Source organism: Delftia sp. (assembly GCF_059499305.1).
The window spans coordinates 138,528-160,899 of the sequence record NZ_JCABYI010000032.1 but is presented as its reverse complement, the minus strand read 5'-3'; the positions used below and the strand labels follow the sequence as shown (position 1 = coordinate 160,899).

At 67.1% G+C, this 22,372-nt stretch carries 20 protein-coding genes; 6 read left to right on the top strand and 14 right to left on the bottom strand.

The window, feature by feature from the left end:
- The first annotated feature begins 31 nt into the window (after nucleotides 1-31).
- Complete coding sequence (locus AC5I49_RS22905) at nucleotides 32-1,399, top strand: aminotransferase-like domain-containing protein (RefSeq protein ID WP_016452725.1); 1,368 nt, start codon at nucleotides 32-34, stop codon at nucleotides 1,397-1,399.
- On the opposite strand, the gene AC5I49_RS22900 is transcribed toward AC5I49_RS22905, so the two are convergent.
- From AC5I49_RS22900 to AC5I49_RS22865, 8 genes are read right to left on the bottom strand one after another with little or no spacing between them, the layout of a single operon-like run.
- Nucleotides 1,383-1,823, bottom strand: coding sequence for a nuclear transport factor 2 family protein (locus AC5I49_RS22900; protein ID WP_016448423.1), 441 nt, complete (start codon nucleotides 1,821-1,823; stop codon nucleotides 1,383-1,385). The genes AC5I49_RS22905 and AC5I49_RS22900 overlap by 17 nt on opposite strands.
- A gap of 5 nt (nucleotides 1,824-1,828) precedes the next feature.
- Complete coding sequence (locus tag AC5I49_RS22895) at nucleotides 1,829-2,620, bottom strand: SDR family NAD(P)-dependent oxidoreductase (RefSeq protein ID WP_016448424.1); 792 nt, start codon at nucleotides 2,618-2,620, stop codon at nucleotides 1,829-1,831.
- A gap of 5 nt (nucleotides 2,621-2,625) precedes the next feature.
- Nucleotides 2,626-3,186 carry a DUF3833 domain-containing protein gene (locus AC5I49_RS22890; protein ID WP_016448425.1) on the bottom strand — a complete coding sequence of 187 codons (561 nt, stop codon included), beginning with the start codon at nucleotides 3,184-3,186 and terminating at the stop codon, nucleotides 2,626-2,628.
- Nucleotides 3,183-4,463 carry an MFS transporter gene (locus AC5I49_RS22885; protein WP_473210130.1) on the bottom strand — a complete coding sequence of 427 codons (1,281 nt, stop codon included), beginning with the start codon at nucleotides 4,461-4,463 and terminating at the stop codon, nucleotides 3,183-3,185. The genes AC5I49_RS22890 and AC5I49_RS22885 overlap by 4 nt, the downstream gene beginning before the upstream one ends.
- A 17-nt stretch (nucleotides 4,464-4,480) precedes the next feature.
- Nucleotides 4,481-5,050 carry a chalcone isomerase family protein gene (locus AC5I49_RS22880; protein WP_016448427.1) on the bottom strand — a complete coding sequence of 190 codons (570 nt, stop codon included), beginning with the start codon at nucleotides 5,048-5,050 and terminating at the stop codon, nucleotides 4,481-4,483.
- 17 nt (nucleotides 5,051-5,067) lie between these two features.
- The gene (locus tag AC5I49_RS22875) at nucleotides 5,068-6,336 is read right to left on the bottom strand and encodes a class I SAM-dependent methyltransferase (RefSeq protein WP_495789933.1); all 1,269 of its coding nucleotides are present in this window, start codon (nucleotides 6,334-6,336) and stop codon (nucleotides 5,068-5,070) included.
- Nucleotides 6,333-7,085 (bottom strand): DUF1365 domain-containing protein, encoded by a 753-nt coding sequence (locus AC5I49_RS22870; protein WP_392456739.1) that lies wholly within the window; start codon nucleotides 7,083-7,085, stop codon nucleotides 6,333-6,335. The genes AC5I49_RS22875 and AC5I49_RS22870 overlap by 4 nt, the downstream gene beginning before the upstream one ends.
- Complete coding sequence (locus tag AC5I49_RS22865) at nucleotides 7,082-8,428, bottom strand: NAD(P)/FAD-dependent oxidoreductase (protein WP_017407120.1); 1,347 nt, start codon at nucleotides 8,426-8,428, stop codon at nucleotides 7,082-7,084. The genes AC5I49_RS22870 and AC5I49_RS22865 overlap by 4 nt, the downstream gene beginning before the upstream one ends.
- 140 nt (nucleotides 8,429-8,568) lie before the next feature.
- Between AC5I49_RS22865 and AC5I49_RS22860 the strand changes: the two genes are divergently transcribed.
- The 4 genes from AC5I49_RS22860 to AC5I49_RS22845 all read left to right on the top strand — a co-directional run bounded on the left by AC5I49_RS22860 (nucleotide 8,569) and on the right by AC5I49_RS22845 (nucleotide 13,412).
- Entirely contained in the window at nucleotides 8,569-9,207 is a 639-nt protein-coding gene (locus AC5I49_RS22860) for a TetR/AcrR family transcriptional regulator (RefSeq protein ID WP_017407121.1), read from the top strand.
- A 147-nt stretch (nucleotides 9,208-9,354) separates the two neighbouring features.
- Nucleotides 9,355-9,834, top strand: a complete 480-nt coding sequence (locus AC5I49_RS22855) for a sigma-70 family RNA polymerase sigma factor (RefSeq protein ID WP_070081029.1) — start codon at nucleotides 9,355-9,357, stop codon at nucleotides 9,832-9,834.
- Between the two features lie 2 nt (nucleotides 9,835-9,836).
- The gene (locus tag AC5I49_RS22850; protein WP_495789932.1) at nucleotides 9,837-10,790 is read left to right on the top strand and encodes a FecR domain-containing protein; all 954 of its coding nucleotides are present in this window, start codon (nucleotides 9,837-9,839) and stop codon (nucleotides 10,788-10,790) included.
- Nucleotides 10,791-10,886: 96 nt separating this feature from the next.
- The gene (locus AC5I49_RS22845; protein ID WP_495789931.1) at nucleotides 10,887-13,412 is read left to right on the top strand and encodes a TonB-dependent receptor; all 2,526 of its coding nucleotides are present in this window, start codon (nucleotides 10,887-10,889) and stop codon (nucleotides 13,410-13,412) included.
- Nucleotides 13,413-13,532: 120 nt separating this feature from the next.
- Here the strand turns inward: AC5I49_RS22845 and AC5I49_RS22840 are convergent, their stop codons facing one another.
- The 5 genes from AC5I49_RS22840 to AC5I49_RS22820 all read right to left on the bottom strand — a co-directional run bounded on the left by AC5I49_RS22840 (nucleotide 13,533) and on the right by AC5I49_RS22820 (nucleotide 17,921).
- The gene (locus tag AC5I49_RS22840) at nucleotides 13,533-14,579 is read right to left on the bottom strand and encodes a hypothetical protein (protein ID WP_047327905.1); all 1,047 of its coding nucleotides are present in this window, start codon (nucleotides 14,577-14,579) and stop codon (nucleotides 13,533-13,535) included.
- A 149-nt stretch (nucleotides 14,580-14,728) separates the two neighbouring features.
- The gene (locus tag AC5I49_RS22835) at nucleotides 14,729-14,884 is read right to left on the bottom strand and encodes a hypothetical protein (RefSeq protein ID WP_016448436.1); all 156 of its coding nucleotides are present in this window, start codon (nucleotides 14,882-14,884) and stop codon (nucleotides 14,729-14,731) included.
- Nucleotides 14,885-14,923: 39 nt separating this feature from the next.
- A complete protein-coding gene (locus tag AC5I49_RS22830; protein WP_164474684.1) occupies nucleotides 14,924-15,079 on the bottom strand; it encodes a hypothetical protein in 156 nt (51 codons plus the stop codon).
- A gap of 372 nt (nucleotides 15,080-15,451) precedes the next feature.
- Nucleotides 15,452-16,710 (bottom strand): IS3 family transposase gene (locus AC5I49_RS22825; protein WP_495789930.1). Its coding sequence is split into 2 segments (ribosomal slippage): nucleotides 15,452-16,380 and nucleotides 16,380-16,710, totalling 1,260 coding nucleotides; the frame shifts between segments, so codons are not numbered across the junction.
- Nucleotides 16,711-16,928: 218 nt separating this feature from the next.
- Nucleotides 16,929-17,921, bottom strand: a complete 993-nt coding sequence (locus AC5I49_RS22820) for a TerC family protein (RefSeq protein ID WP_016448441.1) — start codon at nucleotides 17,919-17,921, stop codon at nucleotides 16,929-16,931.
- 136 nt (nucleotides 17,922-18,057) lie between these two features.
- Here AC5I49_RS22820 and AC5I49_RS22815 point away from each other — a divergent pair, with 136 nt between their 5' ends.
- On the top strand, nucleotides 18,058-18,951 hold the full coding sequence (locus AC5I49_RS22815) for a LysR family transcriptional regulator (RefSeq protein ID WP_046983776.1): 894 nt from the start codon (nucleotides 18,058-18,060) through the stop codon (nucleotides 18,949-18,951).
- A 304-nt stretch (nucleotides 18,952-19,255) separates the two neighbouring features.
- Here AC5I49_RS22815 and AC5I49_RS22810 read toward each other — a convergent pair whose 3' ends face one another.
- On the bottom strand, nucleotides 19,256-21,328 hold the full coding sequence (locus tag AC5I49_RS22810) for a TonB-dependent receptor (protein WP_016448443.1): 2,073 nt from the start codon (nucleotides 21,326-21,328) through the stop codon (nucleotides 19,256-19,258).
- Between the last annotated feature and the right edge of the window lie 1,044 nt (nucleotides 21,329-22,372).

Below are 22,372 nucleotides of genomic sequence, written 5' to 3'. Positions count from 1 at the left end.
ACGGCACACTCTTTTTTTCCTTGCCCCGACCATGCTCCTGCCCTCCCCCTGGACACCCCGTCTTGCGCGCATTGAAGCCAGTGCCGCCGAGCGGCTGGCGCGCGCCCTGGCCGACGACATCGTGGAAGGCCGACTGGCCGGCGGCGACCGCCTTCCCGCCCACAGAGACCTGGCCGACAGGCTGCAGATCGGCCTGGGCTCGGTGACCAGGGCCTATGCGCTGCTGGAGCGCCGGGGGCTGACGCGCAGCGTCAAGGGCAGGGGCACCTTCGTGGCCGCCCGGCGGACGCAGGGCGGCGAGGCCATCGACCTGTCCTCCAACGCGCCGCCGGCCGCCATCAGCGAACGCCTGCTGGCGCGCACGCTGACCGCGATTGCGCGCCGCATCGATGCCGATCACTTCAATTCCTACGCGCCGCCGGGCGGACATGCGGAGCATCGCCGCGTGCTCGCGCGCTGGCTGCAGACGCTGGGCCTGAACGTGGAACCCGGCCACATGGTGCTGACCAGCAGCGCGCGCCAGGCGCTGTCCCTGGCCCTGGACCTGGTCTGCCAGCCCCGGGGCCGGCTGCTGACCGAGCGCATCACCTACCCCGGCGCCATTGCCCTGGCCCGGCGCAAGGGCTGCGCCCTGCAGGGCCTGGCCATGGACGCGCAGGGCCTGCTGCCGCAGGCGCTGGCCGAGGCGCTGCATGGCATTCCCGCCGCCGAAGGCAAGGTGCTCTACCTCACCCCCACGCTGCACAACCCGACCACGGCCACCATGGGCGCGGAGCGCAGGCGGGCGATCGTGGATATCTGCCGGAACGCAGGCGCCTGGATCATCGAGGACGGCGTGTATGCCGCCTGCTCGCCCGATCACGCGCGCCTTGCGCACCTGGCGACCCTGGCGCCCGAGATCACCCTGCATGTGAACGGGCTGTCCAAGTCGCTGGGCCCGGGGCTGCAGGTGGGCACGCTGGTGCTGCCGCCAGCGCTGTGCGGCGCCGCGCTGGCGACGCTGCAGGAGCTGTCCATGGCGCCTTCGGCCCTGTCATGCGCCGTGGTCGATGAATGGCTGTCCCAGGGCGTGGTCGCCTCCCTGCAGGCCGACCTGCGCCATGAGGCACAGCGGCGCGTGCGGCTGGCCGCATCGCACCTTGCCCCACACCTGGGCGACAGCCGCCTGGTGCTGCACCCCGAGGCCTACAACGCCTGGCTGCCCATGGAGCGCGAGGCCGCCGACCGCCTGGTGTCGGCCGCAGCGGCGCTGGGCGTGACGCTGACGGATCCGGGCTCGCTGATGGTGGAGCCGCACGACCGTGCCAGCGGGCTGCGCATCTGCCTGGGCGCCCCAGGCCTGGACGACCTGGACGGCGCCCTGGCGCAATTGGCCAGGCTGCTTACTGCGGAGCCCTGAGCTTGTTCTGCAGCGCCCTGGCCACGGCGCCCAGCACGGGCACCTTGGCAAAGATTTCCTCCACCGGGTCCCAGAAATCGCGGTGCACTGCCACCAGTCCCTGCGCATCGAACTCCAGGTAGCTGGTGCCGCAGATGTGCATGGGCTGGCCCGATGCCCTGACAAAGCCCAGCTCCCACAGCAAAAAGCCGCTGTCCCCCTGCACCGCGCCCTGGCTGACGGCGAAGCGGGGCCGGTCCAGTTGCTCGAACATGTGGGCGAACACGCGCTGTATCGCTGCGTGGCCGCGCACATCGTTGAACGGGTCCTTGAACCGGGCCTGTTCCGCATAGAGGGCCAGCAGCGCCGGCAGGTTGTCGCGGCGCAGCGCCTCATAGGCCTGGGCCAGCCGGTCCAGTCGGGGATCGCCGAGGGCAGTGCTCATCGGTTTCAGGCTCCTGTGATGCGGCGAACCGCCGAGAAATACCAGGCATCGGGCAGGCAGCGCAGCAGCCGCACCCAGCGCGTGAAGCGGCGCGGAAAATTCATCTCGAAGCGCCCCTGTGCCCAGCCCTGCAGCATGTGCCGGGCGGCCTCGTCGGCACCGATCAGGGCCGGCATGCTGAAGCTGTTTTGCGCCGTCAGCGGCGTATCGACAAAGCCGGGGTTGATGATGGACACGCCCAGGCCCGGGCCGTGCAGGTCCAGGTAGAGGTTTTCTGCCAGGTTGTTGAGCGCCGCCTTGGTAGGACCGTAGGCCAGGGACATGGGCAGCCCGCGATAGCCTGCCACCGAGCCGACCAGGGCCAGATGCCCCTGGCCGGCCTCCAGCAGCATGGGCAGCACGGCATCGAGCAGGTGCAGCGCGCCGCCATAGTTCACGGCCAGGTGGCGCTGCATCTCGGCCAGGTCGAACTCGGTGGCGCGCTGGGGCCGGTAGTGGCCGGCGCAGTACACCACCAGGTCGGGCGCCCTGCCCACATGGGCCCGCACGGCACGGGCTGCCTGTGCCACGGCCTGGGCATCGGTCACGTCCAGCGGCAGGGCCAGGCAGCCTTCGCGGCCGCGCACGAAATCCTGCAGCGCACCGCCATGCCGCGCAGAGACAATCACGCGCGCGCCCTGGCCGTGCAGCGCTTCGGCCGTGGCGCGCCCTATGCCCGAGGAGGCGCCCAGAAGCCATGCCGAGCGGCCCTTCCAGTCGCGCAGCGGCGGGTTCAGCCGGCGGGATAACAGTGGCATGGCCATCACTCCTTGATGATGGCCAGCGTCACGTCGCCCAGGTGCAGGCCGAGCTTGCTCATGGCCGTGCGGTTGAGCAGGGTGCGCCCGTCCATCAGGTACATCCAGTCGTCCATGCTGACGTTCCAGACCCTTCCGTCCACGGGCAGGGCCAGCACGTAGCTCCAGCGGATGGCATTGCCCGCGCTCTGGCCCTGGGCCTCGCCCACCACGTCGTCGGCCCGGCCGCTGTAGCGGCCCTCGCCCAGGTGGCGGATATGCCAGATGCGCTGCTGCGTGCTGCCGTCGCTGTAGACGAAGTGCTCATCGAGCGTGCCCTCGTCGCCATTCCAGCGGCCCGTCATGCGCACGGTGAATCGCTTGACCACCTTGCCCGAGCGGTCCGTGAACATGCCGTGGGCCGTCAGCGGCCCGTTGAAGTACTGGCGCAGGTCCAGCGTCGGCTGCTCCTTGGCGTAGTCCTGCACGGAAGGACCGGCGCAGCCCGCCAGAGACAGCGCCAATGCCGCCCCCAGGCAGGCGCGCCGCAGTGGTGAAAACGAAGCGCAGTGGGTGATGTGGCTCATGTGTGCCTCCAGGAAGAATGCAGTCGCTCGGCGCGCCAGAGCAGCCCGGCCGCCGCCAGTTTGAGCAGGCAGGGCAGCCCGCCATAGGCCCAGGCCAGGGCCTGCAGGCCGGCCGGATCGGTGCTGCCGCTGCGGTAGCCCGCAACGGACAGCAGGGGCAGGGCCAGGCCCGCGGCCAGGGCCAGGTTGAGCTTGGTGGCGCAGGTCCACCACCCCAGGTAGCGGCCCTCGCCCTGGCCGCCCTGGCCGGACTCGTGGATCACGCCCGTGAGCAGTGCGCCCGGCAGGGCCAGGTCCGCGCCCAGGGCCAGCCCGCTGGCCAGGCAGATCACGGCGAAGGCCAGGCTGTCACCCGTGCCCAGCCAGGGCGTGAAGCCGAAGGCCAGCACGCTGGCCAGCATGCCCGCGCGCCAGCTGGGCGCCAGGCCCCAGCGCGAGACGGCCTTCACCCACAGCGGCAGGCCCAGGGCCGCCGCGCCAAAAAAGCACAGCAGCAGCAGGGGCTGCATCCCGGGCACCTGCAATCTGTCGGCCACGAAGAAGGGCAGCAAGGTGGCCGGAATGGCCGCGGCCACGCCGTTGACCATGAAGACGGCAAGCAGCCGGCGAAAGCCGGCATCCGCCCATGGTGAGATCCGAGAGGTGTCCGCCGTGGCCTGCTGCGGCAGCGTCACCGGAGCCTTGAGCCGGTACAGCCCCACCAGCCCCAGCGCCAGGCCCAGCGCCAGCACGGCGCTGGTGGCGTCCAAGCCCAGCCAGGCCGGCAACACGCTGGCCAGCAGCACACCGCCCAGCGTAGCGCCCTCGCGCCAGGCCGTGACGCGGGCCCGCCAGGCGGGCTGCCCGCCCCAGCGCGTGCCCCAGGCCTGGTGGACGATGGTGACGAAGCTGTAGGCCAGCGTGCACACCAGCAGGCTGCAGGCCAGCCAGCCCAGCATGGCGGCCTGGGCACCGCGCGGCGGATGCCACAGCGCCCAGAAGCCCAGGACCATCAGCAGGCTGGCCAGTGCAGCCGCCCACCACGCTGGCCGCATGCCCCGGCGCAGCAGCCGGTCGGCCTGGCGGCCGATGGCGGGGTCCACCAGGGCATCGAAGGCACGCGTGGCCAGCAGCACCGCGCCCAGCCCCGCCAGCGGCGCACCGGCCACGCTGGCGTAGTGGTAGGGCAGGTTCACATACAGCGGCAGGGACACGAACGCCAGCGGCGCGGCCAGGCCGCCATAGGCCAGCCCTGTGCGCCAGGGCAGCAAGGGGGCGGCGGCAGGGTGCGAGGCCATGGCGTGGTCCCGGGCGCTCAGGATTGGCCCAGCAGCGAGCTGCGCATGGCAGGTGCCGAGGTCTGGGGCGCGAGCCAGATGCCGAAGAACAGGCGCGCATAGTCGGCATCACGCAGCTGTGCAGTCTGGCGGCCGTTGTGGAAGAAGCGCACCTCGCCCTGGCCGTCGTTCAGGCCCAGCAGCCGGTCCTGGGCCGCCACATCGGGAAATGCCTGCTTCATCAGCGCCAGCCATTGGCGGGACTGCTCCTCGGTGAAGCCGTCGACCCTGCGCATTTCGGCGATGGAGCGCTCGGCGATGGCCGCGCCTTCGAGCTTGCGGTCATAGACCAGCTCCAGCGCGAACGGGTGGCGGGCGTAGTCTTCGGGCACAAAGCCCGGTGCGGCCCACAGCCGTGCCTCGTACACGCGCAGGCCGAAAAAGCGCAGCACGCCCGTGCCCACCAGGCGCGCGGCCGGCAGGGCGCTGCGCAGTTCGGCCGGAAGGTCGGCAGTCGGAGTCTTGGCGTGGAGTTCGTTGGGCATGGCGATCAGTGAAGGGACAAGGGCGCAGGCGGCGCCCCAGGCCAGCGCCTGGCGGCGCGGCATGTGACGTGGTGGCGATTTCATGGCAGGGGCCTGCGCAGCGTGAACTGGACGACATCGGTGTTGCCGGTGTCGAAGGCCGCCTCGCAGTAGGCGAGGTAGAAGGTCCAGATGCGCACGAAGCGTTCGTCAAAGCCCTGGGCCCGCACGGCGTCGAGGTGGTGATCGAAGGCCTGGCGCCAGCGCCGCAGCGTCTCCGCATAGTCGCGGCCGAAGGCCATGCGGCGCTCCACCACCAGGCCGGCGCGCCGTGCCTCCTGCTCGAAGGCAGGAATGCTGGGCAGCAGCCCGCCCGGGAAGATGTACTGCTGGATGAAGTCGGTGGAGCGCAGATAGCGCGCGAACAGGTCCTCGCGCAGCGTGATGGTCTGTATGCAGGCCAGGCCCCCGGGCTTGAGGCAGTCGCGCAGCGTCTGGAAGTAGCCGCGCCAGTATTCTCGGCCGACGGCCTCGAACATCTCGATGGAGACGATGGCATCGAAGGGCTCGCCCGCATGCCGTGCCGGCAGGTCGCGGTAGTCCTGGTAGCGCAGCTCCACGGCGTCGGCCAGGCCGGCCTGCCGCATGCGCTGCTGTCCCCAGGCCAGTTGCTCGCGCGACAGCGTCACGCCCGTGACCCGGGCGCCGAACTCCTGCGCCGCCGCCTCGGCCAGCCCGCCCCAGCCGCAGCCGATCTCCAGCAGGCGCTGGCCGGGCTGCAGCCTCACCTCGTCCAGCGTGCGCCTGAGCTTGGCCTGCTGGGCGTCCTGCAGGTCGGCGTGGCGCAGCGATTCACCCGTGCGCCCCTGGAACCAGGCGGCGCTGTAGCTCATGCCGGGGTCCAGCCACAGGCGGTAGAAATCGTTGCCCAGGTCGTAGTGGGCATGGATGTTCCTGGCGCTGCCGGCCCGCGTATTGCGCTGCAGCAGGTGGCGCAGGCGGTAGCCCAGCCGGCCCCACCAGCTGCCGTACACCAGGCTTTGCATATGGTCGCGGTTGGCCATGCACAGGCGCAGCAGGGCGGCCAGGTCGGGGCTGTCCCATTCGCCGGCGATATAGCCTTCGGCCAGGCCGATGTCGCCCGATTTCAGGGTGCGCTCCAGCGCCCGCCAGTCGTGCAGCACGCAATGCGCGTCGGCAGCCCCCGACGGCGGACGGGGCAGGTGCAGCAGGCGGCCATCGGGCTGCTCCAGGTCCAGCTGCCCGTGGGGCAGGCGTTCGAGCAGGTTCAGCACACGGCGTGCCCGCGCAGGCGTGCGGCGCGGCGCTGCGGCGGTGGGGCTCAGCAGGGGGGCGGCGGTAGTGTTCATCTTGTGACGAAGCGCTTGGGCGCGGAGGGTTTGCCATGGAAAGGCACGCGCTTGGCCCAAAGGCGCAGCGCGTGCCAGTGGATGCGGGCGACCACGCCCAGCGTCATCAAAGGGGTGCCGAAGAAGGCGCGGCGCACGGCGGCGGCATCCAGCGCCTGCAGCACGCCGCCCACGCTGGTCTGCAGCAGCGGGCCGTCCTCGTCATGCAGGTCCACGCGTGCCAGGGTGCGGTCTTCGCTGCGTTCGAAGCGGAAGCGGTACTCGCCGCGCACCTCGCAGAACGGCGAGACGTGGAATTGCTTGCGCGCCACCTGCTCCCTGCCCCAGGCCAGGTCCGGCCCCGCCAGCAGATAGGCATGGCGCTCGCCAAAGGTGTTGTTGACCTCGGCCAGCACGGCGGCCAGCGACCCGTCGGCGCGGTGCGCATACCAAAAGCTCACGGGCTTGAACACGTAGCCCAGCACGCGCGGAAAGGTGTGCAGCCAGACTTCGCCATCGGCGTCGCCAATGCCTTCGCTGTGCAGCAGCTGCTCGAACCAGGCCAGTGCGTCGCAGCCGCCCTCGCCGTGGTCGCTGTCATGGAAACTCAGCCAGCCACGGCGGTTGCGCCTGAGCGCGGCGTCCGGCTGCGTGCGCAGGCTGCGCATGGGCAGCATGAGGAAATAGCCCGGGTAGCGGAAGGCATGCTCCACCGGCCGCAGGCGGCGGTGCCAGACATGGCCGAAGCCGATGAGCGGCCGGGCCGTCATGCAACCCCCTCGAAGGCCGCGCTGGCGGGCAGGACGGGCAAGGTCGGCAGGGCATGCAGCAGGCCGTCGGCCGCGACCAGGCCCGAGCGCAGGCCGTCCTCGTGGAAGCCGTAGCCGCACCATGCGCCGCAGAACCAGGTCCTGCGCTGGCCTTGCAGAGCATCCACCCGGCCCTGGGCCTCGATGGCGGCCAGGTCGAACACCGGGTGGCTGTACTCGATGCGCGCGTGGACCTGGCTGTCATCGATGGGGCGCACCGGGTTCAGCGACACCATCACGGGCTGCTGCCACGGCAGGGGCTGCAGGCGGTTGAGCAGGTAGTGCAGGCAGACGCCGGCCCGGTCTTTTCCGGGATCGGCGGCGCGTTCGTAGTTCCAGGCGGCCCAGGCCGCCGGGCGGCGCGGCAGCACGCCGGCATCGGTGTGCAGCACGGCCTGGTTGGGCTGGTAGCGGATGGCGCCCAGCACGCTGCGCTCGAGCGGCGTGGCATCGGAGCCCAGCAGGCGCAGGGCTTGGTCGCTGTGGCAGGCCAGCACCACGGCGTCGAACCGCTCCGTGCCGTGCGCCATCTGCAGCAGCACGCCGTGCGCGGCGCGGCGCAGGCCCAGCACGGGCGCGTTCAGCCGGACCTCGTGGCGGCCGTCCTTTTGCAGCGCGGCCACCATGCGCCGCACATACTGGCGCGAACCACCGCGCACCGTGCGCCACTGCGGCCGGTCCGTGACCTGGATCAGGCCGTGGTTGTGGCAAAAGCGGATCAGCGTGGCCACGGGAAAGCGCAGCATCTGGTCGGTGGGGCAGGACCAGATGCAGCCCATCATGGGCAGCAGATAGTCCTGGCGAAAGGCCGGCCCGAAGCCGTGGTCGTCCAGGAAATCTTCGATGCAGCTGCGCAGCCGCGCTTCATCGCCTTCCTCGGCGATGCGCGTGGTCAGGCGGTTGAAGCGCAGGATCTCGGCCAGCATCTTCAGGAAACGGGGCCGCAGCAGATTGCTGCGCTGGGCGAACACACCGCCCAGCGAACTGCCGCTCCACTCCAGGCCCGCCCGGCCGCCGGCCTGCGGCACCTGCACGGAAAACGACATCTCGGCCTCCGCCGTGGGCACCTGCAGCTCTTCGAACAGACGGGTCAGCAGCGGATAGGTGCGGTGGTTGAACACCAGAAAGCCCGTGTCCACCCCCTGGCTCACGCCGCCCAGCGCCAGATCGACCGTGTTGGCATGGCCGCCGAAATGGCTGCCTGCCTCCAGCAGGGTCACGCCATGCCCGCCCGGCGCGCCGGCCAGCCGCCGTGCTGCGGCCAGCCCCGCAATCCCCGACCCGATGACTGCAATGCGATGCATGGGAGCGTCCTTCCTGGTTGAATCGATCAGTCAGACCATGAAGATCAAACTGTGAACTGATGAGTTCAAACTATATACCAAACGTATCCGCTTTGCACTATTTGGTATCGAATATGACCTGTCGGGTCTAAAATATGGCTATGACAAGCCGCTCCTCCATCAAAGAACAGATACAGCGCGTGCGCGAGCAGGCCATCGTGGCGGCCGTCAACCGGCTGCTGGCCACCAAGGGCTACGACGCCATGACGGTGGACGAGGTGGCGGCCGAGGCCGGCATGGCCAAGGCCAGCCTGTACAAGCTGTTCACCTCCAAGGAAGAACTGGCAGGGGCCGCCATGGTGGGCGTGCTGGACCGCGCCCTGGCCTTCGTGGACGGCCTGCGCGACGAAGCCAGCCTGGCGGCCGAGGCCGGCACGCCCACGCGCCCGCTGGACCAGCTCAAGGCCGTGACGCGCTGGGCCATGCAGACCCAGCTGGAAGGCGAGATGCCCTCCCTGCCCGCGCAGAACTCCAACCTCAGCGCCTCGCTGCAATCCAACGACGACTACATGGACCGGCTGATCGCGCTGAGCAACCGCCTGAGCATCTGGATCACCGAGGCCCAGACCAGCGGCCAGATGCAGGCCACGCTGCCGGCCGAACTGGTGCTCTACACGCTGTTCGCGCGGGCCTGCGATCCGGTGGTGGCCCTGCTCAAGGAGTCGGGCCAGTACACGCACGCGCAGATCATCGACTGGGTGACCAGCACGACCTTCGACGGGCTGGCGGCGGCGGGCTGATCCGGTGCGCGGGATCGCACCGATCCCAATGCAAATGAGAATTCATATCAACTGGATAAAATGCCGGCAGTTTCTTGACGCACAAGAGGAAAGGCCCGGCACGTGCATCCATCCACCTACAGTGGCGCCAGCCAGGCTCTGGGCAGCATGTACGCGCAGCACAACCCTTGGCTGGTCGCGTGGCTGCAACGCAGGCTGGGCAACCGCTGCGATGCGGCCGACCTGGCCCAGGACACGTTCACGCGCATCTGGGTCAGCGCCAGGACGCAGGCCATCGAGGACATCCGGGAGCCCCGGGCCTACCTGACGACAGTGGCCAGGCGGCTGCTGGTCAATCACCTCGAACGCCGCTCGCTGGAGCAGGCCTACCTGGCGTCGCTGCACCTCCTGCCCCAGGCCACCGTGCCGTCCGTGGAGGCGCGGGCCATCCTGCTGGAGACGCTGCAGGAGCTCGATGCGCTGCTGGACGCCCTGCCCGCCAGGGTGCGCACGGCCTTTCTCATGTCCCAGCTGGAAGGCCTGTCCTACGAGGACATTGCCGACCGGATGCAGCTGAGCGTGCGCACCGTGACGCGCTACATGGCCCAGGGCTTTCGGCAATGCCTGCTGGTGATGCTGGAGCGCTGAGCATGCAGGCCGCAGACGCACGCATCCTGGACGAGGCCGCCCGCTGGCTGGCCCGCAGGCACGCATCGGACTTCAGCGCGGCCGAGCAGGCCGAACTGGCGCGCTGGCGCAGCCAGAGCAGCCGGCATGAACAGATCTGGCAGTGTGCCGAGCAGCTCAAGGGCCGCTTCAACACCGTGCCCGCCGCCGTCGGCATGGCCACGCTCAACCGCACGCGCCCCTCGGCGGCACGGCGCCAGTTGCTGCGCTCGGCCGTGCTGGCCCTGGCCACGCCTGCGCTGGGCTGGCTGGCCTGGCGCCATCTGCCCTGGCAGGACTGGACGGCCGACTACCGCACGGCCAGGGGCGAGCGCCGCGCGGTCACGCTGGCCGATGGCAGCCGCGTGCAGCTGAACACGGCCTCGGCCATCAGCGTGCGCATGGATGGCACGGCGCGGCGCATCCGCCAGCATGCCGGGGAAATCCTGGTCGAGACCGCACATGCCCCGCCCTACGCCTCCCAGCCTTTCATGGTGCAGACAGACGACGGCCAGATGCAGGCCCTGGGCACGCGCTTCATCGTGCGCAAGCTGGAGCACGGCACGGCGCTGGCCGTGCTGGAGGGCGCGGTGCGCGTCGCGCCGGCAGCATCGGCCACGGCCGTGGTGGTGCATGCGGGCGAGCAACTGCAATTCGATGGACAAGGCGCCAGCGCCACCCGCCCGGTGGCGCCGCGGGACTCGGCCTGGACGCTGGGCGTGCTCTATGCCGAGAACCTGCGCCTGCAGGACTTCCTGGCCGAGCTGTCGCGCTACCGCGAGGGCCTTGTGCGGTGCGACGACGATGTCGCCGACCTGCGCGTCTCCGGCACCTACCAGCTGCATGACACCGACCGCATCCTGGCCCTGCTGGCCCAGACCCTGCCGGTGCGCGTGCACGAGCGCAGCCGGTACTGGGTGACGGTGGCGCGGCGCTGATCCGATTTTTTTCTGCCGTGGCTGTCCGGTTTTTCGCTCTCGCCTGTCAAGGCTTGCGAAGACCACTTTCATCGACAGCCCAGAGGACAGAACACCATGCACTCCCCTTCTTCCACCGCCGGACCACGCGCCAGCCTGCGCGCCACCGCCTTGGCGGCCCTGGCCGTCAGCACCTCGCTGCTGCTGCACGCGCTGCCAGTCCAGGCGGCCGAGCCGGCCGCCAGCGCCGCTGCCAGGAGCTACCAGATCCAGCCGGGTCCGCTGGGCCCGGCGCTGATGGCCTTTGCCGCGCAGGCAGGCGTGAACCTGGGCATGGACCTGCAGCAGCTCGTCGGCATGGAGACACGCGGCCTGTCCGGCACGTTCTCCGTGGAAGACGGCTTTGCGCAGCTGCTGAACACGTCAGGCTGGACAGCGCGCCGCGTGGGTGCGGGCAACTACGCGCTGGAGAAGCTGCCTGCGGCGGCCCGCCAGGCGCCGTCCGCTGCAGCGGCCGTGCCCGCAACCCCGGCCACTGCCCAAGCCGCAGCACAGGCCACGGAGCTTGCCGCCATCACGGTGACCGCACGCACGCAGAACAACCTGGTCGCACCGTCGCGGCAGGTGACGATCCTGGAAGGCCAGGAGGTGGAGCAGCTGCGCCAGGGCTCGGACAGCCTGGCCACCATGCTCAGCAAGGTGGTCCCCGGCATGGCGGACTCCAGCCACACCATCACCGACTACGGCCAGACGCTGCGGGGCCGCAACATGCTGGTGCTGGTGGACGGCGTTCCGCTGAACACCAACCGCGACTCGTCCAGGAACCTGGCCAACATCAACCCGGCCGACATCGAGCAGATCGAGGTGCTGCGCGGCAGCAGCGCCATCTACGGCAGCGGTGCGGCGGGCGGCATTGTCTCCATCCGCACCAAGCGGCCCTCGGGCGAGACGCGGGCCGAGACCATCGTCACCGGCTCGGCCCCGCTGTCCCGCCTGCGCGGCGCGGGGCTGGGCGGCGAGGTGCAGCACTACCTGTCCGGCGGCGGCGAGGTGGTCGACTATTCGGTGAGCCTGGGCGCCAGGCACATGGGCGGCGCCTTCGACGCCAGGGGCGACCGCATTGCACCCGAGCCCAGCCAGGGCGACCTGTTCGACTCCAACATCTACAACGCCTCGGCCAAGATCGGCTTCAAGCTCGATGCCGACCAGCGCCTGCAATTGACCGCCAGCCACTACAACGCGGCCCAGGACACGGACTACGCCTCCGACCCGTCGGTGGCGCGGCTGCCGGCAGGAACGGCGGCGGCCCGCCCCATCAAGGGCCTGGTGCTGGCCGACCAGAACCAGATCAAGAACACCATGCTGGGCCTGGACTACGAGAACCGGGACATCGCAGGCAGCACGCTGGCCGCCCAGCTCTACTACCGGGACTTCTTCACCCGTTTTGCGCCCTTCGACGCACGCGCCGTGCCGGTGCGGGGCGCCAATGTCGACCAGTCCATGCAGAACTCCGAGGTCTTTGGCGGGCGCCTGACCCTGAAGACGCCGCTGGGCGCCGGCAAGAAGAGCCTGCTGATCTGGGGTGCGGACTTCAACCAGGAGCGCACCGACATGCCCATCGACATCTTCGATCCCCGGGCCTATGACGCCAGCGGCGGCCTAGTCTTCCACAAGACGGGCCAGCTGATCTACATGCCGCCCGTCACCACACGCAGCATCGGCGCCTTCGCCCAGCTGCAGCACCGGTTCAATGCGCAATGGTCGGCGGAAGGCGGCCTGCGCTACGACCGCGCCCAGGCCAGCTTCAATGACTTCACGCCGCTTTCGCAGTCACGCGCCCCCAGCCCCCAGTCCGTGAACGGCGGCACCGTCAGGTACAACGCCTGGACCTACAACCTGGGCACGGTCTTCACGCCGGTCCCCGGCCAGGAGCTCTATGCCTCGTACAGCCAGGGCTTCGAGCTGCCGGACATCGGCGTGGTGGTGCGCAATGCCACGCCGGCCTTCAACCTGGGCAACTCCAACCTGCAGGCGGTCAAGACCAACACCTATGAAATGGGCTGGCGCGGCAAGTTCTCCAACGTGATGGCCAACCTCAGCGTCTTCCAGTCGCGCTCCAACCTGGGCGCCGTGCAGAGCTTCAACAATGGCCTGACCCTGCTGCGCACCCGCGAGAAGATCCATGGCATCGAAGGCGGCCTGGACTACTTCAGCGACGACGACCACTGGAGCGTGGGCGGCAGCTTCACCTGGATGAAGGGCCGCGAGCTGCCCCAGGCCGCCAGCGGCTACCAGGACATGACGGGCTTTCGCATCCCTCCGCTCAAGCTCACGGCCTATGTGGAGTACCGGCCCGACACGCGCTGGAGCCACCGCCTCCAGGCCACCGCCTATGCCTCCAAGGACTACCGCCTGGACGGCAAGACCGGCTTCGGCCGCTATGACACACGGGGCTACACCACGGTGGACCTGATCAGCCAGTGGAAGATCGACCCCAAGAACCGTGTGTCCCTGGGCGTGGAAAACCTGTTCAACCGCCAGTACTTCCCGCTCTACAGCCAGCTGCTGCGCAGCAACAACAACACCAGCCGCCTGCCAGCGGCCGGCACGGTGCTGAAGATCAGCTACGCGCACACCTGGTGACCCCATAGGCAGGCACCGGTCGCCGCAGCCCGCCAACAATCGGCCGGGCACGGAAAGGGCCGCCACCCGACGCAGCCGATCAACGACCATCGGCCATCGGCCATCGGCTGCGCCCGGACCTCAAGGCCCCTTGCGCAGCGAGATCGGCGTGCCCCAGATCGGATCGACGGCGCCCTGGCGGCCCAGGGTGGTGACCTGCATGGGCACCAGCCGCGCCATGAGTTTTTCCTGGTCAGAGGTCAGGTTGGCGCGGGAGGCCAGATAGGTGCGCGTGAATTCCATGGGCACCGGCAGCGTGTGGACGGTGAAGTCCTCCAGCGGGCATTCGACCTTCTCGGCCGCCACCTTGCGGCAGCCCGCCTGGCGGAACTGGTAGCTGGGCGTCTTCAGATACGAGCGCTGGCTCAGCACCAGTTGCCCGCCTTCCAGCGTGAAACTGGCCAGGGCCTGCCGGGGCGGCACGCGCACCTGGACCTTGAGCGCGGGGATGTCGCGCGAGTCCGTGTCCTGGTAGTAGCCCGCACCCATGCCCGGCGTACTGTCCGTGACCTGCCGCTCGCCCCAGGCCACGCAATGGCCCGAGGCACGGTGCACCGTGGTGCAGTACTTCTCGGTGCGGGTCTGCGTGTGCGTGGTGGCCTCCTTCCAGTTCATCTCGGTATAGAACTCTCGGTAGGTCTCGGGCGCCAGGGACACCGTGCCGCTGGCGCCGCGGCCTGCGCCCGCAGCGCCCGCCTTGGCCCCCAGCTGGTCGAGCCGGGCATTGAGCCAGTAGTCATCGCCGCCCGTCAGCAGGTACTTGCCGGGGGGCAGGACATGGACCTCGAAGGCCTTGAAGAGGTAGGTGGTCTTGGGATCGCGCTGCAGCGCGTTGTTCTGGAACTTGCGGCCGAACACGATCTCCGGCCTGTCCTGGTGGGTCCACAGCACGTTCGAGGTCCATTTGGACATGCCTTCGGCGTCGGCCAGCGACTTGTGCGGCGTCAGGTCAGCCACCAGCACCACGGCCATGTTGGCCTTCAAGGCCTCGCTGATCACCCACAGCGTCTTCGCCTGCTCCGCTTCCTCCTTCTCGAGCTGCCCGCTGGAAGGCGGCGCGGCACACCCCGACAATCCCAGGGCGAGCACCAGGGTCGGCAAAACGAAGCAGGGGCGCTGCAGTGTCATCGTTGAAATCCTTGGAGGTTGATGCTGGAAAGGCGTCATTGTGCGGGGAGATCTCCGGCGGCCCCGGCCAGGGCAGGCCCTCGACACGGAAAAGCCGCCCGAAGGCGGCCGGTTCCAGGGAGCGCTGCACCAGCGCTGGCTGCGATCAATCAGCGTTGCTGTGGCTGGCGCAAAGGCTGCCCTTGTTGGCGGACGTTCGCCTTGCACTGCATCTGGCTGTAGTTCCTGTCCGTGATGGGTTGCCCCATCTGCATGGGAACATAGGCCGGATGCTGCGGGCCTCTCGTGGGAAGAAGCTGTTTCATGGTTCCATCCTCACGTCAAACGGAACGCCGCCCAGCCTGTCAGCGGGGCTGATTGGGCTGCTGCTGGCCTGGCTGGTTCTGGCCAGGCTGCTTGTGCTGGGGGTTGTCCTGCTGCTGCTGTCCCGGGTTTTGCTGGTTCGGGTTCTGCTGCTGCGGGTTGTTTTGCTGCTGTTGCTGGTCGTTTTGCTGAGCCATGGGTATCTCCTTCACATGGTGGTCAAAGAGGCGCGTCAAACGAAGCGCCCGACTGCAGCGCAGATATGCACTGCGCTGGTAACCAGTGTGGGCCCGGACATGCGGCTCAGCCGTAGGACCGGCCAGAGCGTGCGCAGCCCCATGTTGCGACACCGCAGGTAGGCCAGCCGCCGGGTGTCCGACGGACATTTCGCACAGGGGGCAACGAAGGACCAGGGCAGGCCACGGCCTGCGCTATTCTGGCCAAATAAAGTCGTAAACAGAGGCGTAGCATCCATGCGGCTCAGCGCGCTGCTCATACAAATAGTCGTTTCCATAAAGTCGTGAACTCGACGCAATGCCTGATGTTGCCCCCGTACTCCCGACCCCGCCCTATTCGCAATGAAGTGCCTGCTCAGCCCCTGCAGCCTGTTGTCGCCTGAACTCCCGAGGCGAACGAATTTTCAGCGAAGAATGCGGATGCACCTCGTTGAAGTGCTCGAAGGCCGCTGGCAGTTGCGCCAGTACCGTCTGCGCGTCACTCAGGTCCATGCGCGCCACATAGTCGCGCTTGAAGGTGTTGACGAAGCTCTCGGCCATGCCGTTGCTCTGCGGGCTGCAGACGGGCGTGTTGATGGGCTTCAGACCCAGAGCGCGCGCCAGTGCCCTCGTTTCGGCGGCGATGTAGGCTCCGCCGTTGTCACTGAGGAACTCCAACTCCTGGCCCTGCGGGACCGCTTCGACCGAGCCGAAGCGGCGCTCCACGGCCTCGATGAGCATCTCGCGTACCGGCTCACCTGGCAGCCCTTTGCCCTCCCTCGCGCGCCAAGCCATCACCTCACGGTCGCAGCAATCCTTGGTGAAGGTGGCCGTCACGGTTTGACCCGAATCGCACTTGATTTCCAGACCATCGGAGCACCATCGAAGGTCGCTGCGCGAGACCGCAACACGGCCCTCATGCGTGCGTGCGGACTGGCGCCGGCGAGGCGCCTTGGGCAGCAGCAGAGCGGCTTGTGCCATGGCGCGATAGACGCGTTTGGCATTGACCCTCGGGGCGCCCCGTGCCGCACGCTGGCGGTTCACCAAGGCACAGGCCCGTCGGTAGCCATAGCTGGGCAAGTCGGCAATTTGCTGGCGCAGTTCGGCGAGCAGCCCGGCATCGTCGCTGGGTGTGCGATGGCTGCGGCCATCGGCCCAGTCTTCACCGCGCCCAAGCAGGTCGCGCACATGCGAGCGCGCCAGCCCCATCGTCCGGCAAACCGTCTTCACTGGTCGTCCCCGGGCAACAAGGGCGAGCGCGCAATCCACTTTTTTTCTGCGGCGTACTCCACGGCTTCCTTGAGGATTTCGTTCTCCAAGGTTTTCTTGCCGAGCACGCGCTGCAGCTTGGCGATTTCCGCGCGGGCAGCAGCCAGTTCGGATGCGGGCACGACTGCCTCGCCAGCGGAGACGGCGGTCAAAGCCCCCTGGCGTTCGAGCTTGCGCCACTGGAACAGCAGTCCAGCCGAAACGCCTTCCTGCCGAGCGACCAATGACACGCTAATGCCTGGTTCGTAGATTCGGCGCACCAGCGCCGCCTTCTCTGCGAGATACCAGCGCCTGCGGCGCTGGTCCTTCACGACTACCTCTATTGACTCCGTATGCCTAGTCATATGCACAGTCCTGTTCCTATCTTCAAAGATAAGCGATAGGACGGGGCCGGGGAATCAGGGGTCTATTTCATCTGCGGCTCATGATGGAGGCCACGGTGACTTGTGTTGCTCGCTACCGTGCGCTTCGGGTCCGTAGGCTTTCGCCAGCGTATGCATCGATATCCTTTCGTCGCTGAGGACAGCGGCTGCATCGCGCAGCCGCTGCCAGATCGGAATCGTCACCGGACCTCCGCCGCGGCCTGCTCGCCGCGCGTCTTCCACAGCGAGACGAGAACGCCACCTGCGATTAGCCCGAAGGTCACGCTTAACGAGATCATTGCCGGGATCTTTCCAATGATGCCCACAAGGAAAATCTTGCTGCCAATAAACACAAGCACCAGAGCCAGCGCGTACTTCAGGTACTTGAAGCGATGGATCATCGCCGCCAGCGCAAAGTACAGCGCGCGCAGGCCTAGGATGGCAAAGATGTTGCTGGTGTAGACGATGAACGGGTCAGTCGTGATCGCGAAAATCGCCGGCACCGAGTCGACCGCAAAGATCAGATCGACAAACTCTACCAGCACCAGGGCGAGAAACAGTGGGGTCGCGAAGCGCTCAAGCCGGCCAGTTTCGGGATCCTTTATACGTACCCAGAAGGCGTTGCCGCGCAGGCCGTCGGTAACGCGTATATGCCGCTTCAGGAACTTCAGCAGCGGGTTGTTCGCGATGTCGGGCATGTGGTCGGCAATGATCCACATCTTGATGCCCGTGAAGATCAGGAATGCACCGAACAAGTACAGAACCCAGCTGAACTGACTGACCAGCGTTGCGCCCAGAGCGATCATGATGGCGCGCAGCACGATCACGCCCAAGATGCCCCAAAAAAGCACACGGTGCTGGTACTGCCGCGGGATCGCGAAGAAGCTGAAGATCAGCGCAATCACAAACACGTTGTCCATCGACAGCGACTTCTCGATCATGAAGCCGGTGTAGTAGTCCATGCCGCTCTGAGCTCCCAGGTACCACCACACCCAGGCACCGAAGACCAGCGCTACGCTGATGTAGCCGGCCGACAGCAGCAGGCTCTCGCGCACGCCGATCTCCTGATCGTCCTTGTGCAGCACACCTAGGTCGAATGCCAGCAGCGCTACGACGATACCGACGAAGGTCAGCCAGACCCATACCGGCTTGCCCATGAAGTCGGACGTGAGGAAGGGAGTGATAAGTTCCATTTTGCTCTTTCAGTGAACGACGGTCTGATGCATTGGTGAAGGTGTAATGGAATGTCTGGAGTTTAGGGATGGTCTTCGTTTGAACAAACCAGAGTTATTCGCACCTAAGATTCGGTTTTTCCGCACTGGAGCACGCATGCTGAACTACCGCCATCTGCATTACTTCTGGGTTGTGGCCAAAGCAGGTGGCTTCGCCAGGGCAGCCGAGCGGCTCGACATGGCAGTGCAGACCATCAGCGCTCAGGTACGCGAGTTGGAGAAGGCATTGGGTCAAGAGCTGCTCAAACCCTCGGGCCGTGGCGTGGCGCTCACTGAAGCGGGCCAGGCCGCCTTCGCACGCGCCGAGGAGATCTTCCAGCTTGGCCAGGTCATTCCTGACGAGGTGCGTGAAGCGGCTAACGGCAAGGTGGCGCGTCTCGCGGTGGGATTCTCCGACGGCATCTCCAAGCTCGCCGCCCACGCGCTGCTGGAGCCGGTGCTGACAACCACCAACCTTCGCCTCGTCTGTCACGAAGGCGAATTCGAACAACTGCTGGGTGAGCTCGCGTTGCACCACCTGGACTTGGTGCTTGCCGGGCAGGCCGCACCACGTAACCCCAATTTGCGCTTGTCTAGCGAACGGCTGGTAGATGCGCCGGTCGAATGGTATGGTCCCGCGAGCATTGTGGGCAAAACCGAGCGCGATGGGTTTCCGTACAGCCTGAATGACCTACCCGTGCTGCTTCCGACCGGTCACTCGGCCTTGCGCACGACGCTGGAGCACTGGTTCATGACCCAGGGCCTGCGACCGCGCATCGTTGGAGAGTTCGAGGACAGCGCACTGCTCGCTGTCTTCGCTGCGCGAGGGCTGGGCGTGTTCCCGGTTAGCCGCCTGGGCGCCGGCGGCATCGGTGTGATGCGGGGCCTGAGACTGTTGGGAAGCGCCGATGGCGTGAAGGAAGAGATCCACGCCATTCGCTCTCGGCGCGGCCAGCATCATCCGCTGGTGCAGAAAATTATGGGCGCCGCGGCGACCGGAGTCGCCGGCTGAATCGCTGCCGGATCGGGCGACAGGTCGGTACGCGTCGGCGTAACGGGCTCGGGCTGGCTGAAGCCCCAGCGCCTCGTCCAGGCCGACTCACCACCTCCTGCACAACGCTTGGATTCATGCGCTCGCCAGTTGCTGCCGGGCGAGGCGTTCCGCCCGTTCTCGGCCACGGTCTACTTTCCGACCTTGCTGATTTATTGGCCGGGACTGCCCAAGTCACGCACCGTGCGTGACTTGGTTGCCAGTCTGCTGAGTGCGCGCAACGCCTGAGCAGACAGCCTGGGAAAGTCGCACGCAGACTACGCCATCACCACTTCACGTTGAGCGACACAAAGGCCGAGCGGCCCGCGCCAGGCGAGTACATGGGCTGGGCGCTGTCAGCGGGCCAGAAGAAATTGTCCCACCACACGTAGGCGAACTTGCGGTTGGCGAGGTTCTTCACCTGCAGGTCCACGCTCACGGTTTTGGAGAGGGCATAACGTGCATTGAAGTCCAGCAGCACAAAGCTGCCGAACTTGCCCTGGGCGTTGAGGTCGTCTATGAAGTAGCTGCCTTGTGCGCGCGCCTGTAGGCCCAGGCGCAGCGCCTCGTTCGCCTGGTAATCCACCCCGGCGTTGGTGATGTGGCGCGGGGTGGCGAACACCTCCTTGCCCGCCAGCGAGGTGCCAGATGCGGTGAACGCACGGCGCACCTTGGCTTCCTGTAGCGAGTGCGAGGCCCACAGCGTGACTGCACTGCCGATGCGGGTGGATGCCTGAAAGTCGATGCCCTTGCGCCGGGTTTCGCCCAGGCTCACGTTGGTGCCGGTGCTGGGCATGTTGGCCACTTCGTCGGTGGCGTCCTGCTGCCACACGGCCACGCGCAGGTCGGTCCGAGGGCTGGGCTTGAACTTTACGCCCAGCTCGGTACCGGTGTTGATGGACGGGGCGAACTTGGCCTGCGTGGCGGAGGTGATGTAGGCTGGTGCGCGTGATCCGGTCAGGATCTGGAAGGTGCGACCCCAGTTGGCATAGACGCTGGTCGCGTCGTTCACGCTGTACACCATGCTGAGCTTAGGCTGCTTTATCCAGCCGTAGTCCTGCAGCGGGCCGGTGGTGCCGCTGGGGCTCAGGGCGGTACGGCCAGAGAACTTGTCCAGGCGCAGGCCCGGAATGATCTTGAGCTGGTCGGTTGCATTGAAGATGGCCTGCACATACGCGCCCACGTTGTTCAGCGTGTAGCGGTCGTCGTTGGAGGTGTGCGTGGGGTTGCTGAACTGCGTAGGCACCGCATAGGCGTAGCGGTAGCGCTGGTACAGGTTCTTCTGGCGTTCTATCTGGAGGCCGCCGTCCACCGTGAGCGTATCGCTGGCGCGCCAGGTGACGGTGCTCATCAGGCCAGTCTGGTCTTCGTCCCACACGCGGCGCTGGCGTGGCAGGTTGTTCAGGCTGGCAGCAGCGCTGTTGGTGAAGGTGACGCGGCGGTCATCGTCGTAGTGGTTGAAGTAGAGCTTGTTGCTCATGAACAGCGCGGGGGTGGCCTGCCAGTCCAGGTGCAGGCTAAGGTGCTGCATCTGGCGGTCGTCGCCGTCGTTGGCGTTGTGGGCGCCGGTTTGCTTGCGGTTCTGGGCCATCTCGGTGGCGGTCATGAAGCCGGGCTCTTCGGCTTTGTGCGAGTACAGCCGGGCCACGGCACCGACTTTCAGCGTCCTGTCTGCAGAGGTCAGGAACCATTTACCGCCCAGCGCGTACTTTTCAGAGTCGGAATGCGCGCGGTGCCCGTCTGAGCCCTGGTGGGCAATGAAGTAGTTTTGCGCAAAGCCGTCAGACTCCCGCCCCAGGGCGACTTGCACTTCGCGAGTGGCGTGGCTGCCCACGGTCACGCGGCCATCGCTGTAGTTGCCGCCCTGACGCGTGCCAAAGTTGATGCTGCCGCCAATGTTGTGCAGGCCGTAGCGCGGGTCGTTGGTGCCGCGCACCACTTCGATAAAGTCCAGTTCCAGCGGGAAAATCATGTCGATGAAGCGCTGGTTGCCGCTGTTGACGTTGCTGGGGATGCCGTCGATCAGAACCTTGATGCCGTTTATATAGCCCTCGCCGTTGAAGGCGCGGAACGTGGCCTTACCAGACTCTGCCCCCATGCGGGTTTCGGTGAGCTGGATGCCGGGCAGCTGGCCCAGCAGCTCCCAGCTTTGCATCACGTTTTTGTCCTCGATCTTGTCGGCTCCCAGGATGTCGACTGAGGTGAGCAGGCTGGTGGGTGGCAGGGCACCGCCGGTGCCCGAGTACACGGGCACTTCGCCCAGAACAATGACGGAATCGCCTGCGGCGTGGGCAGTGGCGTGCAGACAGGCAAGGGTGGCCGCCAGCGCGACAGGCAGCATTTTGGAAGGAAGCGACACAGAAAAACTCCTGAGGCCACAGGCCCCATGCAATGAATCAAAAAACCGGATACACCCGCAGGCTGCGCCGCTTTGGAGCGGTGCTGGCACGGGCCAAGGCGCCGCTGCTGCGTGGTACGCAGCGGGCGCAGTCAGGGTCAGACGTTCAAGTGGGGGGGCGGAGCGCGGGGTGCGGGCGTGAGCCAGCCGGGCGATGCGTGGTCAGAGCGCGTGGCCGCGCCGGGCGGTCCAAGCTGGCGGGCTGCCGCCAGTACAACGCCGAACGTGGCGGCGGTTGCCGCGTGCTGGTGACCGAAAAGATGCTGGCACACCACACAGGCGTCTGCCCTGTGGGCGTCATCGTGATCACCCGTGGCAGCCAGTGTGATTGCAGCCGCTGCATCAGCATCGTTGTAACCGGCATAGCGCACGGGTACCGACTCGAGGCCGGGTTCTGCAAGGTGGGCCAGCTGGTGCGCCCACGGAAGCACCGCTGTGCTGCACAGGGCCAGCCACAGCAGCCCTATGAAACGGTGAATCCAGGCGCAACGCATGGGCGGCAATGATACCGGCGCGTAGCCCCGATGCGAGGGCATTGGCTGCGTCAGAGGGGGTAGCAGGGCACCTTTTGCACCAGCATGGGTGCCTGCGCTAGGGTGGGGATGCCACCACTGGGCTGCTGCCGGTTTCAAAGACACCTTGTAAGGTGGAAGATGAAACCGGAGGTGGTTTATAGGAACAAAACGGCAGTTCAGCCGGGAATTCAAGGGCGAAGCGGTCAAGCTGGTGACCGAGTGAGGGGTTGCAGTGGCGCAAGCGGCGCGCGACCTGGATATAAGTGGCTTCTACGCCTGGTTGGTGAGGCCACGCAGCCAGAGTGATGAGCGGTGAGGTGCGCAAATACGGCCAAGCTAGGTGCCGAAAGCAGCCATTGGTGAAATTTTGCTTCCCCCTGTGAATTCAACCGGTCATTGCTGCATGTACGCCTGCTCGAACCACACGAAATGCTCACCCAACAAAAAAGGGCAGGCGTCAAGCCTTTCGCGCAATTCACGTAGGGCTTGA